The sequence below is a fragment of the Streptomyces hesseae genome (assembly GCF_031845785.1).
Classification (GTDB): Bacteria; Actinomycetota; Actinomycetes; order Streptomycetales; family Streptomycetaceae; genus Streptomyces; species Streptomyces hesseae.
The window spans coordinates 270,744-287,993 of the sequence record NZ_JAVRFI010000004.1; the positions used below are offsets into that span (position 1 = coordinate 270,744).

The 17,250-nt window shown below is 73.3% G+C and carries 12 protein-coding genes; 4 read left to right on the forward strand and 8 right to left on the reverse strand.

Annotation, left to right across the window (positions count from 1 at the left end; all coding sequences use genetic code 11):
• Positions 1–26: 26 nt before the first annotated feature.
• The 4 genes from RM609_RS09305 to RM609_RS09320 form a co-directional block, all read right to left on the reverse strand.
• Complete coding sequence (locus RM609_RS09305; protein ID WP_311609485.1) at positions 27–1,247, reverse strand: cytochrome P450 family protein; 1,221 nt, start codon at positions 1,245–1,247, stop codon at positions 27–29.
• Positions 1,244–4,360, reverse strand: coding sequence for an amino acid adenylation domain-containing protein (locus tag RM609_RS09310; RefSeq protein ID WP_311609487.1), 3,117 nt, complete (start codon positions 4,358–4,360; stop codon positions 1,244–1,246). The genes RM609_RS09305 and RM609_RS09310 overlap by 4 nt, the downstream gene beginning before the upstream one ends.
• A gap of 75 nt (positions 4,361–4,435) precedes the next feature.
• Positions 4,436–4,903: a pyridoxamine 5'-phosphate oxidase family protein gene (locus tag RM609_RS09315; protein WP_311609488.1), complete on the reverse strand. Its 468-nt coding sequence runs from the start codon at positions 4,901–4,903 to the stop codon at positions 4,436–4,438.
• Positions 4,904–5,139: 236 nt separating this feature from the next.
• A complete protein-coding gene (locus tag RM609_RS09320; RefSeq protein WP_311609489.1) occupies positions 5,140–6,696 on the reverse strand; it encodes an MFS transporter in 1,557 nt (518 codons plus the stop codon).
• Positions 6,697–6,875: 179 nt separating this feature from the next.
• Between RM609_RS09320 and RM609_RS09325 the strand changes: the two genes are divergently transcribed.
• Together RM609_RS09325 and RM609_RS09330 are read left to right on the forward strand one after the other, a co-directional pair.
• Complete coding sequence (locus RM609_RS09325; protein WP_311609491.1) at positions 6,876–7,346, forward strand: hypothetical protein; 471 nt, start codon at positions 6,876–6,878, stop codon at positions 7,344–7,346.
• A complete protein-coding gene (locus tag RM609_RS09330) occupies positions 7,343–10,243 on the forward strand; it encodes an AfsR/SARP family transcriptional regulator (RefSeq protein ID WP_311609492.1) in 2,901 nt (966 codons plus the stop codon). Before RM609_RS09325 ends, RM609_RS09330 begins: the two co-directional genes overlap by 4 nt.
• 3 nt (positions 10,244–10,246) lie before the next feature.
• On the opposite strand, the gene RM609_RS09335 is transcribed toward RM609_RS09330, so the two are convergent.
• On the reverse strand, positions 10,247–10,735 hold the full coding sequence (locus tag RM609_RS09335) for a hypothetical protein (RefSeq protein ID WP_311609494.1): 489 nt from the start codon (positions 10,733–10,735) through the stop codon (positions 10,247–10,249).
• A 158-nt stretch (positions 10,736–10,893) separates the two neighbouring features.
• On the opposite strand from RM609_RS09335, the gene RM609_RS09340 reads away from it, so the two are divergent.
• Both RM609_RS09340 and RM609_RS09345 read left to right on the forward strand, forming a co-directional pair.
• Positions 10,894–11,700, forward strand: coding sequence for a MerR family transcriptional regulator (locus RM609_RS09340; RefSeq protein ID WP_311609495.1), 807 nt, complete (start codon positions 10,894–10,896; stop codon positions 11,698–11,700).
• Positions 11,697–12,908 (forward strand): glycosyltransferase, encoded by a 1,212-nt coding sequence (locus RM609_RS09345; RefSeq protein WP_311609497.1) that lies wholly within the window; start codon positions 11,697–11,699, stop codon positions 12,906–12,908. The genes RM609_RS09340 and RM609_RS09345 overlap by 4 nt, the downstream gene beginning before the upstream one ends.
• Here RM609_RS09345 and RM609_RS09350 read toward each other — a convergent pair.
• From RM609_RS09350 to RM609_RS09360, 3 genes are read right to left on the reverse strand one after another with little or no spacing between them, the layout of a single operon-like run.
• The gene (locus tag RM609_RS09350) at positions 12,905–13,405 is read right to left on the reverse strand and encodes an AAA family ATPase (protein ID WP_311609498.1); all 501 of its coding nucleotides are present in this window, start codon (positions 13,403–13,405) and stop codon (positions 12,905–12,907) included. The two genes, RM609_RS09345 and RM609_RS09350, sit on opposite strands and share 4 nt — an antisense overlap.
• Before the next feature lie 48 nt (positions 13,406–13,453).
• A complete protein-coding gene (locus tag RM609_RS09355; RefSeq protein ID WP_311609499.1) occupies positions 13,454–15,346 on the reverse strand; it encodes an ABC transporter ATP-binding protein in 1,893 nt (630 codons plus the stop codon).
• Entirely contained in the window at positions 15,343–17,181 is a 1,839-nt protein-coding gene (locus RM609_RS09360; RefSeq protein WP_438828407.1) for an ABC transporter ATP-binding protein, read from the reverse strand. The genes RM609_RS09355 and RM609_RS09360 overlap by 4 nt, the downstream gene beginning before the upstream one ends.
• Positions 17,182–17,250: the final 69 nt, after the last annotated feature.

Below are 17,250 nucleotides of genomic sequence, written 5' to 3' on the forward strand. Positions count from 1 at the left end.
CGTCACGTCGTCGAGGGGGTGGTGCGTCACCAGCGCACCGGAAGCCGGGCGGGGGCCCGCAGGGGGGTGGACTCGTCCCAGGTGATCGACTCCGCCGGCACGGCGAGCTCGATACCGGGCAGCCGCTCCAGCAGCACCTCGATGGCGGTGGCCAGTTGCAGCCTGGTCAGGTGTCCGCCGGTGCAGGCGTGCGGCCCGTGCCCGAAGGCGACGTGCGCGTTGGGGGTGCGGGTCAGGTCCAGGCGGTCGGGGTCGGTGAACGCGGCGGGGTCGCGGTTGGCGGAGGCGGGCACCGGGATGACCGCGTCGCCGGCCCGGATGTGCTGCCCGTGCAGGGTGAAGTCCTCCTGGGCGACCAGGATGTTGATGGCGTTCATCAGCGGGACGTAGCGCAGCAGCTCTTCCACCGCGGTGCTCATCCGCTGCGGCGACTCGCGCAGCTCGCGCAATTGCTCGGGGTGGGTGAGCAGGGTGTACAGCGCGTTGCCGGTGTGCTGGATGTTGGTCTTGTAGCCGGCCATCAGCATGGTGACGACGAAGCTGACCACGTCGTCCCGCGTCAGTCCGCTGTCCGGGCGGCGGCTCTCCGCCAGCAGGAGGTGGATGTAGTCCTCGCCCTCGTCCTCCTTCTCCTTGCGGGAGATGAGGTCGTCGGCATAGTCCTGGAGCGCGTACAGGGCCGCCAGCACCTCGTCCATCGACAGCCCGGCGGCGCTGAGCAGGGTGAGGGTGTGCGGCAGGTAGATGTCGCGGTCCTCGTGGGGCAGCCCGGTGGTCTCGCACAGGACGCGCAGCGGCAGCGGTTCGACGTAGGCGGCGACCAGGTCGGCCGTGCCGCCGTCGGCGGACTCCACCATGGCGTCGATCAGTTCCCCGGCCATGGCCCGGATCCTGGGCTCCATGACTTCCAGGCGGCGCCTGCCGAACAGCGGCAGCACGGTGCGCCGCACCCGCTCGTGGTGCGCGCCGGTCATCTCCAGGAACGTCGGCAGGGCCGGGGGCGGGGCGTCGGGGCCCTCGCGGGGCGGCCAGGCGGAGAGCAGCGGCCGGACGAGACGGGGGTCGGCGAAGGCGGCCCGTACGTCCTCGTACCGGCTGAGCAGCCAGCCCGTCTCGCCGTTGGGCAGCTCGGCCTTGACCACCGGCGCTTCGGCGCGCAGCCGGGCGTAGCCGCACGGCGGGCCGGCGGTGCCCGGCTCGACCTCCGGGACCTGGATGAGGCCGGTGAGTTCCTCGTGGCCGCTCATGCTGTGTGCTCCGATGCGGGAGTTCCGGGAAGCGACGGGTGCCCGGGGGCGGGGCGCGGGATGTAGCCGGACGAGAAGAAGAACTCCAGGTACCGGTCCAGCAGCGCGGTGTCGACGGGCGGGCAGTGCAGCCCGCTGCCGTCCAGCGCCTCCTCGGCGTTGCGGCGGCCCAGGACCGGGAAGACGCCCTTGAGGTACATCTCCTTGACCGATATGTCGGCGTTGCGGCTGCGGTCCACGCACAGGGAGACGAACGGTGCCGTGGCGCTGGTGGGGTTCCGGGCGACGTGGCGCACCAGTTCGCCCACCCACTGGTTGTAGGGCATCGTGCGGATCGCGAAGCCCGCCGTGCGCATCCGGTCCAGGACGTCCGACAGCATGGCCGGGCGCGGGTTGGTGAGGTGGTGGACGCGCCAGCCGGCCGGGCGGCGGGTGGCGATGTGGACCACGGCCTCGGCGAGGTGGTCGACGGGGACGAAGTCCATCGGCAGCTCGATGTCGGGGGCCAGCCCCGTCTCGGCGATCGTCTTGAAGAGGGAGCAGATGGCCGTCTCGGTGTTGCACGCGCCGGTCGCCCGGTCGCCCGTCACCTCGTACGGCCGGTGGATCGCCACCGGCAGGCCCGCTTCCGCCGCGCGTCGCAGCACCTCCTCGGCGACCCACTTGCTCTCCGCGTAGCCCATGGTGAGCCCGTCGGCGTGCGCCAGCGGCGTGTCCTCGTCGACCTTGTCCACGCCGGCCGTGCCGAATCCCGCGACGACGGCGACGGTGGAGATGAAGTGGACGGGTACGCGGCGGGGCGCCGCCAGCTGGACGACCCGCCGGGTGCCCTCGACGTTGGCCGACCGTAACTCCTCGTACGGGTAGAGGAAGTTGACCCGGGCCGCGTTGTGCACGATGAGGTCCAGGCCGCCGGACAGCTCGGCGGCGTGGTCGGGGGAGAGGCCGAGGTCGGGTTCGGTCAGGTCGGCGGGGAAGCACTCCACTCGCTGCCAGGCGGCCTCGTCCAGGCTCAGCCCGTAGCGGGCGAGGGTGTTGCGCACCCGCCGGGTGGCGTGCGCGACGCCGGACGCCCGTACGGGGCAGTGGACGCGCGCGGACGTCATGCGCAGCAGCCGGTCGAGCAGGAACGCGCCGACGAAGCCGGAGGCGCCGGTGAGCAGGACGTTCCGGGGGTCCTCGGGGCGCGGGGCCGGGCCCTGGACGGGCGGGAGCTCGAAGCCGAGCTCGCTCTCGCGCTCGAAGTCGATCGCCGGTCCGTCGTTCCGCGCGGAGCCGCCGCCACGCAGTTCGCGGACGGCCGTGCTGAAGCCCTCCAGGGTGGGCGCCGCCAGCAGGGCCCTGATCAGGGTGGAGCCCAGCGCGGCGTCGAGGCCCAGCACCGCGAGGGTGCGGGTGACGGTCTCGGAGGCGAGCAGCGAGTCGCCGCCGAGCCGGAAGAAGTCGTCCTGGGGGGTGGGGCGCACCCGGAGCACCTGCTGCCACACCTCGGCGAGGGCGTCGAGCACTCCCTCGACCTTCGACGGGTCCGCCTCCCCGGGCTCCGCGGGCCGGGGCGCGAGGGCCTTCAGCCGGGCGCGATCGATCTTGCCGCCGCTGGTCACCGGCAGGTGGTCCATGGCCACCAGCACCGGGACGGTCTGAGGCGGCAGCCACTCGGCGCAGTAGGCGCGGATGCCGGACAGGTCCAGCGGGCCGCCGGGCACGGCAGCGGTGACGTAGGCGGTCAGGGCGCCGGACTCGAGCTGGACGACGGCCTCGCCGACCTCGGGGTGGGCCCGCAGCCGGGCCTCGATCTCGTCCAGTTCGACGCGCACACCGCGCAGCTTCACCTGACGGTCCAGCCGTCCCCGGTACTCCAGCAGCCCGTCGGCGCGCCGGACGACCAGGTCGCCGGTCCGGTACAGCGGTCCGCCCGGCTGGACGGCGGGCAGGCTGACGAACCGCTCGGCGGTCAGCCGGGGATCGCCGAGGTAGCCCAGGGCCAGGCCGTCGCCGCCGACGTACAGCTCGCCCTCCTCGCCCGGCGCCGCGGCCGAGCCGTCGGCGCGCAGGACGTGGCAGACGGTGGCGCCGAAGGGGCGTCCTATGGGGACGTGTGTGGCGTCGGCGGGCAGCTCGCGCACCACATGCGCGGTGGAGACGACGGAGTTCTCCGTCGGGCCGTAGAAGTTGACCACGGTGGTGCCGGGGCAGGCGGCCAGTACCTCGTTCGCCAGGCGGGGGTCCATCGCCTCGCCGCCGGCGGAGGCGAAGCGCAGCGGCGCGAGGGCCTGGGGGCGGGTGCGGGCGACGAGGTGGAAGACGCTGGTCGTCAGGTAGGCGACGGTCACGCCCCGGGCGCGGAACAGTTCCTCCAGCGCGGTGGGCGAGAGCAGTTCCTCGCGGTCCGCCAGGACCAGGCAGGCGCCGGTCAGCAGCGCGCCCCAGATCTCGATGGTGGAGGCGTCGGAGGACAGGCCGTAGGCGTGCAGTACGCCGTCGCCGGGGCCGGGCGCGGGCAACTCGCCGTCGGAGAGGACGAGACGGGCCACGCCGCGGTGGGGTATCGCCACCGGCTTGGGGCGGCCGGACGAGCCGGAGGTGAACACCACGTAGGCGCAGTCGGTGGCGGCGGTGGCGGGGGTGGGAACGGGCCGGGCGTCGAGATCGACGGTGTCCAGCTCCACGCGGACGGGCAGTCCGCGCACCGGTATCGCGCTGCCCGGCAGTACGACGGCGGCGCGCAGCCCGGCGTCCTCGGCCATGGCCCGCAGCCGGGCCGGCGGCAGGTCCTCGTCGAGCGGGACGTAGGCGCAGCCCGCCTTGAGGATGCCCAGCAGCGCGACCAGCGCCTCCAGGGAACGGCTGCCGCACACGCCCACCGGGGTGCCGGGCTCGACCCCCCGGCCGAGGAGGTGGGCGGCCAGCGCGTCGGAACGGGCACTGAGCTGTCCGTAGGTCAGCGTGCGGTCCCCGTGCCGGGCGGCGAGGGCCTGTGGCCGGGCCGCCGCCTGTTCCTCGAACAGCTCGGGAAGACTTCGGTCACGCGGGTAATCGTGTGGGCCGCTCGTACCGGCTGTCCCGGGGAGGCCGATGGAGGACGGCCGGACGGAAACATCGATGTCTGTCATGAAGACCTGTTCGTTCGTGTTCGGGGGGTGTGGGTGTCATGTCATCCGCCGTGGTGGGTCCGGTGGGTGGGTGGTTCAGCCGGCGGAGTCGCTCTTGCCCTGCTCGGCGAAGTCGGCTGCGAAGGCGGCGAAGTTCGCGGTGCGCCAGTGCTGGGGGCGCATGCGGAAGGTGACGTCTTCCTTGAGCTGATGCGCTGTCGCCTTGAGGTAGGCGCGCGCTTCCTCGGGGTCCAGATAGCGGTGGGCCATGGCCTCGCGCAGCTCGGGGTCGGCCGGGTCGGTGACCGAGACGATGGGCCCTTCGACGCTCACGTACCGGTACGGGCGGTTGTCGTCCTGGGCGCAGAGGCTGAAGCGGCCCGCCGCGCGCAGGAGCCGGGTCTTGACCATCTCCCGGCCGGTCTGGACGACGACGTCCCCTCCGGGCTCGTAGTGGTACCAGATCGGCACCAGCAGCGGGGCGCGTTCGCCCCGGGGGTCGGTGACGCCCAGCACGCCGATGCGCGGCTCGGCGAGGAAACGTTCACGTTCGTGGTGCGGCATCGTGGGCAGCATGAAGCGCCTTCCTGTCTCGGTGGTGACTCCTCGGGGCAGGCCGATGAGGTCCGGGTTTCCCGACTTCTGTCGAACCCTTGGTGACCTTTCCTGACCCCGGGTAAATCGCCCATAATCCGGCTCTTTTACGGGACTTACGGCCAATAGTCAGGCTATGGCTGGTTGTTCGGCTGATGAGACTGGACGGTTCTCTTCCAGGTGTCAATCACCAACGTCATTTCCGGTCAGGTCCGGTCAGTTCTGGTCGATGTGGTTCCGCCCGGTTTGGCAGGGAGGAGGAAGGACGCCAGGAGCGTGACCGTGAGCAGCCCGGCCTCCGCGCCCAGAGTGATCTCCATGGCGCGGGAGTAGCCCAGGCGGGCCGCCGTTCCGGAGGCATCGCCCTCGGTCGCGGCCGTGACCCGGCCGGCGAGCACGGAGAAGAAGACCGTGCCCAGCACCGCGCTGCCCAGCGCGCTGCCGAACTGCTGCACCGCGGTCAGCGTCCCGGCGGCCGAACCCGTCTCGTGCGGCTCCACGGCGGCCAGCACCGCCTGGAAGAACGGGCCCATCACCAGCCCCATCCCCAGCCCGACGACCACCAGTGCCGGTGCTCCCTGCCACACCGTGACCTGTGGGCCCGCCCAGCGCAGCGCACACGCGAACGCGCCGACGCCGGCCGCCATCACCACGACGCCGGTCTGCACCAGCGGGCGCCCCAACCGGCTCAGCGCCCCCGCACTGTCCAGCACCTGCACCACCACGAAGCCGATGACCGTACCGGCGGACCAGGGCAGCACGGCCAGCCCCGCCTTCAGCGGTGAAGCCCCCAGCCCTGACTGGAAATAGAGGCTGAGTACCAGCGAGAACCCCGCCACCGCGGCGAACAGCGCCGCACCGGTCACCAGACCGCCCGAGAAGGCCCTCTTGCGGAATAGCCCCGGAACCACCAGCGGGTCGCCGCCACCGCGTGACACACGTCTCTCGTGCCGGCCGAAGGCCCCGAACAGCGCCGCTCCGGCCGCCATCGACACGAAGGCCCACACCGGCCACCCCAGTTCGCGCCCCTGCACCAGCGGGAAGACGACCGCCAGCGCGGCGACCGAGGCCAGCACGGCACCCACCAGGTCCAGCCTGGTCGTGGCCGTGGGTCCCGACGAGGGCAGGAACCGCCACCCGCCGAGGAACGCGAGCGCCCCGAGCGGCAGGTTGACCAGGAACACCATGCGCCAGCCGGCCCCGAACCAGTCGGCGTCCACCAGCCAGCCGGCCAGAATCGGACCGCCCACATAGGACAGCCCCATCACCGGCCCGTACATCCCCATCGCCCTGCCGAGCTCCCGGCCGTGGAACATCTCCTTGATGAGGCCGAGCCCCTGCGGGATCAGCACCGCCCCGAACAGCCCCTGGAGCCCCCGCGACGCGACCAGGACCCCCGGCGACACGGCCGCCGCGCACAGCAGCGAGGCGCCGGTGAATCCGGCCGTGCCGATCAGGAACGTCCGCCGGCGCCCCAGAACGTCCCCCAGCCGCCCGCCCGTGATCAGCCCGACGGCCATGGCGAGCGCGTAGGCGGCTGTCAGCCACTGGGTGAGACTGGCCCCACCGCCCAGCTCGGCCCGGATAGACGGCGCCGCGATGGTGGCCACCAGCGAATCGAGCATGTCCATCGCCTCGCCGGCGAGGATCACCCCCAGGGCCGCCCAACGCCACCGGTAGGGCGGCGGCCCGGACGAGGCGGAGGGCTCACCGGGGGCGGAGGGGGCGGATAAGGGCAGGTCGTCGGTACGGGGTTCGGGCATGGAAAAGATCTTTCCCCGAAGATCGTCGAGAGAGTCGGACTCGGCGACGGTTGGCGGGAAAACGAGCCCGGCGGTCCCAAAGAGGCGCAAGGGGTCATTTAGCGCTCATCAATCGATTGTGCATCGGCCGCCGCGAGAGTCGTGGGGTGATCGCTCACCCCACGACCGAAGGACCAGCCATGCGCAGAAGACTCTCCCGCCGTCTCGCCGCCGTCGCCGCGACCACGGTGGTCGCCGCCGCCGGAGTGATGGCGACCGGCGGAACGGCTTCGGCCGACCGGAACGACGTCCGGGGCTTCATCTGGAACAACGAGACCCTCACCAAGGGTTCGGGCCTCAAGAACGACTACGTCCAGCTGGTGATGCAGGACGACGGCAACCTCGTCACCTACACCACCAACGACAACTGGGCGCACCGCACGCCGACCTGGCACGCCGACACGGCGGGTTGCGGGGACCGCGCCATGATGCAGTCCGACGGCAACTTCGTGGTCTACGGTCAGAACAACCGTGTGTGCTGGACCAGCGATACCAAGCGGTACCGGCCCAGCGAGGACAGTCCGGAGCTGAAGCTCGGTGTGTTCACCGACGGCACGGTGAAGGTCTTCAGCGAGGCCCCCTACATCGTTCCGGTCTGGTCGAGCCGGTGACGCGGGAGCTCCGGTTCTCCCTCCTCGGCCCGGTGCGGGGCTGGAGCGGTGACGCCGAGCTGGACCTGGGCAGACCGCAGCAGCGGGAAGTGCTCGCGGTCCTGCTCGGCGCCGCCGGACGGACGGTGGCGATGCCGCTGCTCGTCGACGGCGTGTGGGACGAGGGCGACCGTCCCGCCAGACCGGAGCACGCGATCCGGACCCACATCTGGCGGCTGCGCCGGGCCCTCGACGGGACCGGCGCGGCGGTGCTGGAGACGGTCGGCGACGGCTACGCGCTGCGGGTCGCCGAACACGCCGTGGACACCTGGTCGTTCCAGGGCGCCCTGGCCACGGCCGAGGAGGCGCGGTCCGCCGACGGGGCGGACCGCGCCCGCGAGGTCCTCGACGAGGCCCTCGCCCTGTGGGCCGCCGAGCCGCTGGCGGGCCTCCACGGGCCGGCCGCCAGGGCGGCGCGCACCCGGCTGCGCGGCGTCCGGCAGGCGCTGCTGGAGGCCCGGCTGGAGCTCGACGCCGAGCTCGGGGACCGCCCCGGGCTGGCCGCGGAGGCCGGCGCCCTGGTGGTGGAGTACCCCGCGAGCCAGCGGCTGCGCGGGGTGCAGATGCTGGCGCTGTACCGGTCGGGCCGTCAGGCCGAGGCGCTGGGGGTCTTCGAGGACACCCGGCGGTACCTCGGCACGGCCCGGCCCGACGGGGCGTTGCGGGAGCTGCACCGGCGGATCCTGCGCTCGGACCCCTCCCTCAGGCTCCCCGGACCGGCACACGGCATCCGGGCCGCGGGGCCGCGCCCGGCCGCACTGCCGCGCGACATCGACGACTTCACCGGACGCCGGGAGCAGGTGGAGACGCTCACCGGAATGCTGAACGGCGACGCGCCGGCCGTCGTGGTCTCCGCGATCAACGGCATGGCCGGCGTCGGCAAGACCACCCTCGCCGTGCACACCGCCCGCGGGCTCGGCGACACCTACCCGGACGGGCAGCTGTACGTGGACCTGCGCGGCGCCGACCACGACCCGGCCGACCCGAACTCCGTGCTCGGCACGTTCCTGCGGGAGCTGGGAACCGAAGCGAGCGACGTCCCGGACGGCATGGCCGAACGCGTCGCGCTCTTCCGCTCGTCACTGTCGGAACGGCGGGTGCTCCTGCTGCTCGACAACGCGGCCTCGGGCGACCAGGTGCGCCCGCTGATCCCGGGCGCGGCGGGCTGCGCCGTGCTGGTGACCAGCCGCGCCTGGCTCACCGGGCTGGAGGGCGCGCGGCACATGCGGCTCGACGTGATGCCGCCCGAGGAGGCGCTGGCGCTGCTGCGGCGGATCATCGGCGACCGCCGCGTCGACGCCGAGCCGCAGGCGGCGGCGGAGCTGGCGGACGCCTGCGGGGCGCTGCCCCTGGCCCTGCGGATCGCCGCGTCCCGCCTGGCCGCGGAGCCCGGCCGGTCACTGGCGGACATGGTCCGTCTGCTCACGGACGAACGGAACCGTCTGGCCGAGCTGCGCAGCGGGGACGCGGCGGTGGAGGCCGCGTTCGACCTGTCGTACTCCAAGCTCACCGGCGAACAGTCACGGGCCTTCCGGCTCCTGGCCCTGCTGGACGTACCGGACTCCGGGCCGTCGTGCGCGGCGGCGCTGCTGGGCCGGGACGCCCACGACCCGGAGGACACCGAGGAACTCCTCGAATCGCTCGTCGACCTGAGCCTCCTGGAGTCCCGTAGGCCGGGCCGGTACCACTTCCACGACCTGGTCCGTACGTTCGCGCGGGCCAGGAGCGCCCGCGAGGACACCCCCGGGGAGACGACCCGGGCCTTCGCGGGACTCCTGGACTTCTGCGTGGCCACCGCCCGCAACGCCGACGCCGTCGCGCACTCGGTGGAACCCGAGGAACGTTCCCTCATCGACGTGCCGATGACCTCGCCGGGCCTCGCGTTCGGCACCGCCCAGGACGCCACCGACTGGATGCGGGAGGAGATCCCCGTGCAGCGCGCGCTGGTCGACCGCGCCTGCGAGGACGACGGCCTGTCGCTGACCCAGGCGGCCGACCTCATGGACAAGCTGAACACCGTGCTGTCGGGGATCACCCACCTGTCCGCCGTGGCCGAACGGGCCGAGCGGGTCGCCGGTGCCGCCGCGCGCCGCGGCAGCCCGGATGTCGAGGCCCTGGCCCGGTACGTCCGGGGCAACGCCCTGTGGCACGCGAACTCCTACGCCGAGGCCGAGCCCGAGCTCGCCCGCGCCCTGGAGCTGTGCGCCGGCGGCTCCGCGCGGCTGCGGGCGTCGGCGCACCTCACACTGTGCGCGAACGCCCGCGTCCACGGCCACTTCGCCGAGGCGGTCGGCCACGGCGAGGCCTCGGTGCGGCTCTTCCGCGAGCTCGGTGCGGAGATCGCGGAAGGCACCGCACTGGGCGAACTGGCCTTCAACTACGCCCGCCAGGGCAGGCTCGCCGAGGCCCGGGCCGCCGCCGAGCGGGGCGCGGAGCTGGTCGGCGGCCGGGAGTCGGTGTCGAAGGCCATCGGGCTGTACTACCTGGCCCGGGTCCTGCGCCTGTGCGGCGACGGGAACGCCGCGCTGGACCGGGCCCGGGCCGCGCTGGAGATGTTCCGCGCCCTGGGTGTGACCGCCTTCGAGGCGGCCACGGGCACCCTGATGGCCGAGGTCCACGCGGAAGCGGGGCACCACGCCCTCGCGGCGCGAACCGCCGAGGAGTTCATGCCGCTGGCCCGGCGGACCAGCGGCATGCTCGAGGGCGCCCTGCTCAGGGCACTCGGGCGCGGCCTGTGTCATCTGCGACAGGGAGCGAGGGCGCGGGCCTGCCTGGAGGCCGCCCTCGACCTCTTCGAACGACGCGGGGCCACGGCCGACGCCGAACAGACCCGGACGCTGCTGGCCGGCCTCGCGTGAGGGTCAGGGGTTCTTGTACTCGCCCCACAGGAGCAGGGCGTTGTCACCGCCGCCGCCCTCGAAGACGGAACGGAAGGCGCTGTCCGTGCCGTCCGTGTCGCGCCCGTTGCTGCCGACGTAGGGGTTGTTCCAGTGCATGCGGATGGTCCGGTCGTTCCGCCAGCCCTCCTCGCAGTTGGACGTCCTGTAGGTGATGGAACCCTCGGTGCCGGTCATGAACCCGTTGCTCTCCGACTGCCAGTAGTCGTCCCCCTTGTTGTACACGGTGGCATTCGGCTCCAGTCCCTGGCTCCAGATGCCGTGGTCGAGGCCGTAGCTCTGCCGGTTCAGCTGGCAGCCGGTCCCGTTGTGGAACTTGACATGGGTGCTCCGGGCCGCGAAGAGGGCGGCCGAGGAGGTGGAGGAGGCCGAGGCGGTGCCGGTGGCGAGTGTGCCGAGCCCGATCGCGGCCACGCCGGCCGCGGCCAACAGGCGGGGGGTGAAGCGACGCATGAGGAACCTCATTCCCTGCGGTTCCGCGAGTGTTTCCCGCGGTAACAGGGACTCTGGGGCACCCCGTTCAACACCCGCTTGACGGAGTCCGTCAAGCGGCGATTTGACCCTCCCCCTACGTCAGGCCTGAGGCTGTAGGCCGACGAAAGGGCAGGTGGATGAGCTTCTCCGTGGGACAGGTCGCGGCTTTCGCCGGGGTGACGGTGCGGACGTTGCACCACTACGACAAGGCGGGGCTGCTCTCGCCCAGCGAGCGCAGCAACGCCGGATACCGGCTCTACGGCGACGCCGACCTCGCCCGGCTCCAGCAGATCCTGTTCTACCGCGAGCTCGGCTTCTCCCTCGACGAGATCGCCGCGATCCTCGCGGACCCGCAGGCCAACGCCCTGGAGCAGCTGAGGGCCCGGCAGCGGCGGCTGAGCGAGGAGATCGCCAGGCTGCAGCGGCTGGCCGAGGTGGCGGAACGGGCCATCGAGGTCCAGCAGACCGGGGTGTCCCTGACCCCCGAGGAGCGCTTCGAGGTCTTCGGCGACATCACCTTCGACCTGAGCTACGCCACCCAGGCGGAGCTGAAGTGGGCGCACTCGGACGGCCGGCGCGAGGCGATGGCGCGCGCGGCGGCGCACACCAAGGAGGACTGGCGGCGGCTCATGGGCGAGGCCGCCGCCTGGCGCGCGGAGCTGCTCGCGGCCTTCGACGAGGGGGAGCCGAGCGACGGCGAGCGGGCCATGGACCTCGCCGAGGAGCACCGTCTGCACATCTCGCGCTGGTTCACCTCCTGCCCCGCCGACATGCACCGGCGCATCGCGGACGACTTCGTCGCCGAGCCCCGCGCCTTCGCCCTGGTCGTACCGCCGTCACAGCAGCGCCCGGGGCTGGCCGCCTATGTGTCCAGGGCGGTCCACGCCAACGCGGCCCGCCACGCCGGCGGCCGCACCGATTCCGTATCCGAGGAGCACCGATGAGGATCCTGATCGCCGCGGCCGGATCGCGCGGCGACGTCGCGCCCTACACCGGCCTGGGCGCCGAGCTGCGCCTGGCGGGGCACGACGTCGCGATCGCCGCCACGGACGCCTACGCACACCTCGTACGCGACGCCGGGCTGGAATTCCGCAGCCTCCCCGCCGACACCCGGGGGCGCGGCGCCGGCACGGGCAAACGCGAGCTGATGCGCACGGCCGCCGCGTTCGTCACCGAACTGGGCCAGGGTTTCGCCGACGCGGTGGACGACGACACGGAACTGCTTCTGCTGTCGGCCACCACGGCACCGCTCGGCTGGCACCTCACCGAGGCCACGGGCATCCCGAGCCTCGGCGCGTACCTCCAGCCCACCGCGCCGACCGGCGACTTCCCGCCCGCCGTCACCGGCACCCGCTCACTGGGCCGCCTCGGCAACCGCGCGATGGGGCGCTTCGCCCTCCGCATGGTCGACCGTCTCTACGAGCAGGCGGTCGCGGACCTGCGCGCCCGTCTCCGACTGCCGCCGCTCGCCCCCTCCGCGATGCGCCGCCGGCAGGAACAAGCCGACTGGCCCGTGCTGAACGGCTACAGCACGGCGCTGGTGCCGCGCCCCGCCGACTGGCGCCCCGGCATGCGGGTCGTCGGGACCTGGTGGCCCCACCACGACCCGGCCGAACGGCTCCCCGCCGAGCTGGAGGACTTCCTCGGCGCCGGACCCCGGCCCGTCCTCATCGGCTTCGGGAGCATGGCGGGCGGGGAAGGGGAACGGCTGAGCGGGATCGCCGTGCGCGCCTTGCGCCGCGCCGGGCTGCGCGGCATCCTCCAGTCCGGCAGCGCCGGGCTCGCGGCCGACGGCGACGACGTCCTGACCATCGGGGACGTACCGCACGCCGCGCTGTTCCCACGGCTGGCCGCCGTGGTCCACCACGCCGGGGCGGGCACCTCGGCGGCCGCGTTGCGCGCCGGGGTTCCCGCGGTCACCGTGCCGGTCACCGGGGACCAGCCGTTCTGGGCGGGACGCCTCGCCGCCCTCGGCGCCGCCACCGACCCGATCCCCTTCCCGTCCCTCACCGCCGAACGGCTCGCCGACGCGCTCGACCGGGTCGTGAAGCAGGAGTCGTACGCGCAGGCGGCCGCTACGGCTGCGCGACACATGGCGACCGAGGACGGGGCGGGTCAGGCCCTGAAAGCGATCGAGGAGCTCCGCGCCTAGCCGCCGACCCACTCGGCCAGAGCCGCGGCGGTCCCGGCGGCCGGGCGGCCGCTGGTGGTGAACTCCCGGCCGACGACGCGGCGGAGTTCGGCGGCGTCCTCGACCGCGTCCTCGATCCGGCCGTCGTCCCAGCCACGCGCGGCGAGCCGCGCACGCCGGTCGGCGTCGGCGCAGTCGAGCCGCGCCCAGACGGCCTCCGGCAGGGCCGCCGAGGCGGCCGACGCCGCGCGCCGCCATTCGTCCGGCGCCAGCGGGCACATGACCAGCACGGGCCCGCCGCCCCGCAGCAGCAGGGTGACGATCTCCACCCACAGCTTGTTGTAGCCGGGCCACACCCGGCTCGCCGCCGAGGACCTGACGTCCACGCCCAGCAATTCGCCGACAGGGTCGATCAGTTCGTCGAAGTCGACGGCGACGAACGGGTACGCCGCCAGGTGTGCGATCAGCGTGGACTTCCCGGCGCCCGGGGCGCCGGTCACGAGGTGGAGCGTCGGCATGCCGGGCCTTCCAGGTCTTCCGGTGGCGTGGGGCGGCGTCACCCGGAATCACCGTCCGTCCGTGGTCTCCTCGCCGACCGCCGCGATCCAGGTGCGGTACGTCCGGCTGAACGGCCCCGAGGCCTCGATGAGCCGCGCGGGCGGCCCGTCCTCCACGATCCGCCCGGCGTCCATGACGAGGACGCGGTCGGCGGCCAGGACCGTCGACAGCCGGTGGGCGATGATCAGGGCCGTGCGGTCGGCGAGCACCTTGGCCATGGCGGCCTGCACGGCGCGTTCGGTGGGGATGTCCAGGCTGGACGTGGCCTCGTCCAGCAGCAGCACGGTGGGGTCGGCCAGGAAGGCGCGGGTGAGGGCCACCATCTGGCGCTGGCCCGCCGACAGACGGCTGCCGCGCTTGCTGACGTCCGTGTCGTAGCCGTCGGGCAGGGCCTCGATGAAGGCGTGGGCGCCGACCGCGGCCGCCGCCGCGCGGATGTCGGCGTCGCTCGCACCGGGCCGGGCCAGTGCGACGTTCTCCGCGACCGTGCCGCTGAACAGGAAGTTCTCCTGGGTCAGGAGGGTCACCTCGCGGCGCAGATCCGCCTCGGCGAGGTCCCGCAGGTCCACCCCGTCCAGCAGCACCGCACCGGCCGTCGGGTCGTAGAACCGGGCGAGGAGCTTGGCCAGGGTGGACTTCCCGGCGCCCGTCTCCCCGACGAGGGCCACGGTCTGCCCGGCGGGCACGGTCAGGTCCAGGCGCGGGAGGACGAGCCGGCCCGTGGGGGAGTAGCCGAACTCCACGGCCCGGAGCCGGAGCCGGCCGCGGCCCGGGCGGTCGGCGTCCAGGCGGTCCGGGGCGGCCGGTTCGGGCACGGACGACCGTACGGCCAGGAAACCGGAGATCTTCTCCAGGGCCGCGGCGGCCGCGGCGTACTTGTTGGTGAACGTCGCGAGCTCGTCCAGCGGGTCGTAGAACTTGCGGAGGTAGAGCACGAAGGCGGTCAGGACGCCGAGCTGGAGGGTGTCGTCGGCCACCCGCCAGCTTCCGATCGCGAGCACCAGCGCCAGACAGACGTTGCCCACCAGCCGGACGCCCGCCGTGTACCGGGCCACCACGTGGAGGGCGTCGGTGTGGGCGTCGCGGAAGTCGTCGTTGAGCCGGTTCATCCGGCCGGCGGCGCGGGACTCGGCGCGGAACGCCTGGACGGCCCTGACGCCGCCCAGCGTCTCGCCCAGCTCCACGAGGATCTCCGCGACGGTGTTGCGGGCCCTGCGGTACGCCTGCCGCGACCGCTCGCGGAACCAGCGGGTCATCAGGACGAGGGGGACGGACGTCCCGAGGACCACCAGGGCCAGCGGCAGGTCCAGCCACAGCAGCAGGACGGCGATGCCGCCCACCGACAGCAGCGAGGTCAGCAGACCGTCCAGGCTCGTCTCCACCAGGTCGCGCACCGCGTCGACGTCCGAGGTGAGCCGGGAGACGACGCGGCCGGAGGTGTAGGCGTCGTGGAAGGCGACCGGCAGCCGCTGCGCGTGCTCGAAGATGCGGGTGCGCAGGTCCAGCAGGACGGCCTGGCCGACGCTGCCGCACAGCCGGAAGAAGCCGTAGCGCGCGCCGGCCGCGACCAGGGCGCACCCGGTGAAGCCGGCCACGCACCACACCAGGGCGCCGGGCCGCCCCGCGACGGCCCCCGGCACCCCGACGTCGATGGCCCGGGCGATCAGCAGGGGCCCGGCGAGCTGCCCGAGGTTCTCGAACACCAGGGCGGCCAGCGCCAGCAGGGACCGGCGCACCCAGGGACGCAGCAGGGAGGCGAGCAGCTTCCGCGAACGGGCGTGGACGCGCGCCTGGGTGGCCTTGTCGAGGACGGGGGCGTCCTCGGCGGAGAGGCCGTCGGGCAGGTCCGGAGCGTGCTCGTCGGCGTGCTCGTCCGGCTTGGCGTACGTGGTGTCGCTCACGGGGTCACCGCCTTGCTGTCCGGCCGCGGGGCGGCCCGTACCGCCTCCGCCGCTCCGGGTTCGCCGGGGGTCGCCATCAGGGTGCGGTAGTGGGGGCAGGAGTCCAGGAGTTCGTGATGGGTGCCGACGGCGAGGACGCGGCCGTCGGCCAGCACGGCCACCCGGTCGGCCATGCGCGCGGTGTTCGGCCGGTGCGCCACCACGAGCGCGGTGGCGTCGCGCAGCACCTCGCGCAGCGCCCGTTCCACCTCCGCCTCGGTGTGGAGGTCGAGCGCGGAGAGCGGGTCGTCGAGCACCAGCAGGGCGGGCCGTGGCAGCACCGCTCGGGCGAGGGCGAGCCGTTGGCGCTGCCCGCCGGACAGCGACATTCCGCGTTCGCCGATGCGGGTGCCCGGCCCGTGGGGGCGGAGCGCGTCGACGAAGCCCTCGGCGCCGGCCACCCGCAGCGCCGCGCGGATGTCGGCGTCGGAGGCGGAGGGGGCGCCGAGGGCGACGTTCTCGCGTACGGAGGCGGAGGAGAGCAGCGCGTCCTCGAAGGCGCAGCCCATCATCGCCCGCAGCTCGGCCAGGGGCATGTCCCGTACGTCCACGCCGTCGACGGTGACGCGGCCCGCGGTGACGTCCGCGAGCCGGGGGACCAGGGAGGCCAGGGTGGTCTTGCCGGATCCGGTGGCGCCGACGAGCGCCATCGTCTCGCCGGGACGTACCTCCAGGTCGACGCCGCGCAGCAGCGGGTGGGGCTGCCCCGGGTACTGGAAGTGGACGTCCTCGAAGCGCAGCCGGCCCCGCGCGGGTCCGGCCGGGGAGACCGGCCGGGCGGGGTCGGTGACCGTCGGCGGGCAGTCCCTGATCTCCCAGTAGCGGTCGCAGGCCGCGGCGGCCGTGCTCGTCTCCGACAGCGCCCAGCCGATGCACTCGGTGGGCCAGCGGAGATAGGTGCTGATCGTGATCGCGGCGACGAGCTGACCCAGGGTCAGCCGGCCGTCGGCGATGCCCCAGCCGCCCACCGCGAGCTGACCGGCGATACCGAGTTCGGGCAGGATGAGGAGGCCGGTGGACAGCCCCCCGAGGATGCGGACGATGCGCAGTTCGGTCGACCGCAGCCGGCGGGCCTGGGCCACGAACAGCCGGGTGCGCTCGCCGGACCGCCCGAACGCCCTGATGACGCGCGTGCCGAGCATCGTTTCCTCGACGAGGGTGGTGAGGTCCCCGGACTGGTCCTGCGCCCGGCGGGCGACCTTCTTGTAGTGGGTCTCGTAGAAGTATGTGATCAGCAGCAGCGGCGCGGCGCTGATCAGGCCGACCAGGGCGAGCTCGGGCGCGATGGTGAACAGGATGCCCAGACCCACCACCAGGGTCAGGGAGTTGACGACGAGGAAGACCGCCGCGAAGGCCAGGTACTTGCGCAGCGTCACCAGGTCGTTGACCGCGCGGGACATCAACTGGCCGGTCTGCCAGCGGTCGTGGAAGGCGACGGGCAGCCGCAGCAGATGGGCGAAGAGGTCGGCCCGCATCCGTGACTCCACCAGCGCGGTGGGGCGGGCGATGAGCTTGCGGCGGGCCCACAACAGGCCGGCCTCCGCCGTGCCGAGCACGGAGACCAGGGCGATCAGCCAGGGCAGCCGGCCGAAGTCGCCGGAGCCGAGCGGGCCGTCGATGACGCGCTGCACCACCAGGGGAATGCCGAGCCCGCACAGCAGGGCTCCGAATGTGGCGCCGGCCGCCCCGGTGACGGGGAGCCATACCGGCCGTAAATACGGGCCGAGCCGGCGGAGTACGGCGAGAGAGGAAGCGTTCGTCGGGATCGGGGCGTCCTCGACGTTCAATGCGCACACCTCGCAATGACGGGTCGAATGGCCGGGCTTCACCGTTGCCCGGCAGGCCGGCCATGTTATCCTGAACCG

Coding starts and splice junctions, on each gene's coding strand:
- RM609_RS09305 (WP_311609485.1), bottom strand. CDS start 1,247: ATGAGCGGCCACGAGGAACTCACCGGCCTCATCCAGGTCCCGGAGGTC.
- RM609_RS09310 (WP_311609487.1), bottom strand. CDS start 4,360: ATGACAGACATCGATGTTTCCGTCCGGCCGTCCTCCATCGGCCTCCCC.
- RM609_RS09315 (WP_311609488.1), bottom strand. CDS start 4,903: ATGCCGCACCACGAACGTGAACGTTTCCTCGCCGAGCCGCGCATCGGC.
- RM609_RS09320 (WP_311609489.1), bottom strand. CDS start 6,696: ATGCCCGAACCCCGTACCGACGACCTGCCCTTATCCGCCCCCTCCGCC.
- RM609_RS09325 (WP_311609491.1), top strand. CDS start 6,876: ATGCGCAGAAGACTCTCCCGCCGTCTCGCCGCCGTCGCCGCGACCACG.
- RM609_RS09335 (WP_311609494.1), bottom strand. CDS start 10,735: ATGCGTCGCTTCACCCCCCGCCTGTTGGCCGCGGCCGGCGTGGCCGCG.
- RM609_RS09340 (WP_311609495.1), top strand. CDS start 10,894: ATGAGCTTCTCCGTGGGACAGGTCGCGGCTTTCGCCGGGGTGACGGTG.
- RM609_RS09345 (WP_311609497.1), top strand. CDS start 11,697: ATGAGGATCCTGATCGCCGCGGCCGGATCGCGCGGCGACGTCGCGCCC.
- RM609_RS09350 (WP_311609498.1), bottom strand. CDS start 13,405: ATGCCGACGCTCCACCTCGTGACCGGCGCCCCGGGCGCCGGGAAGTCC.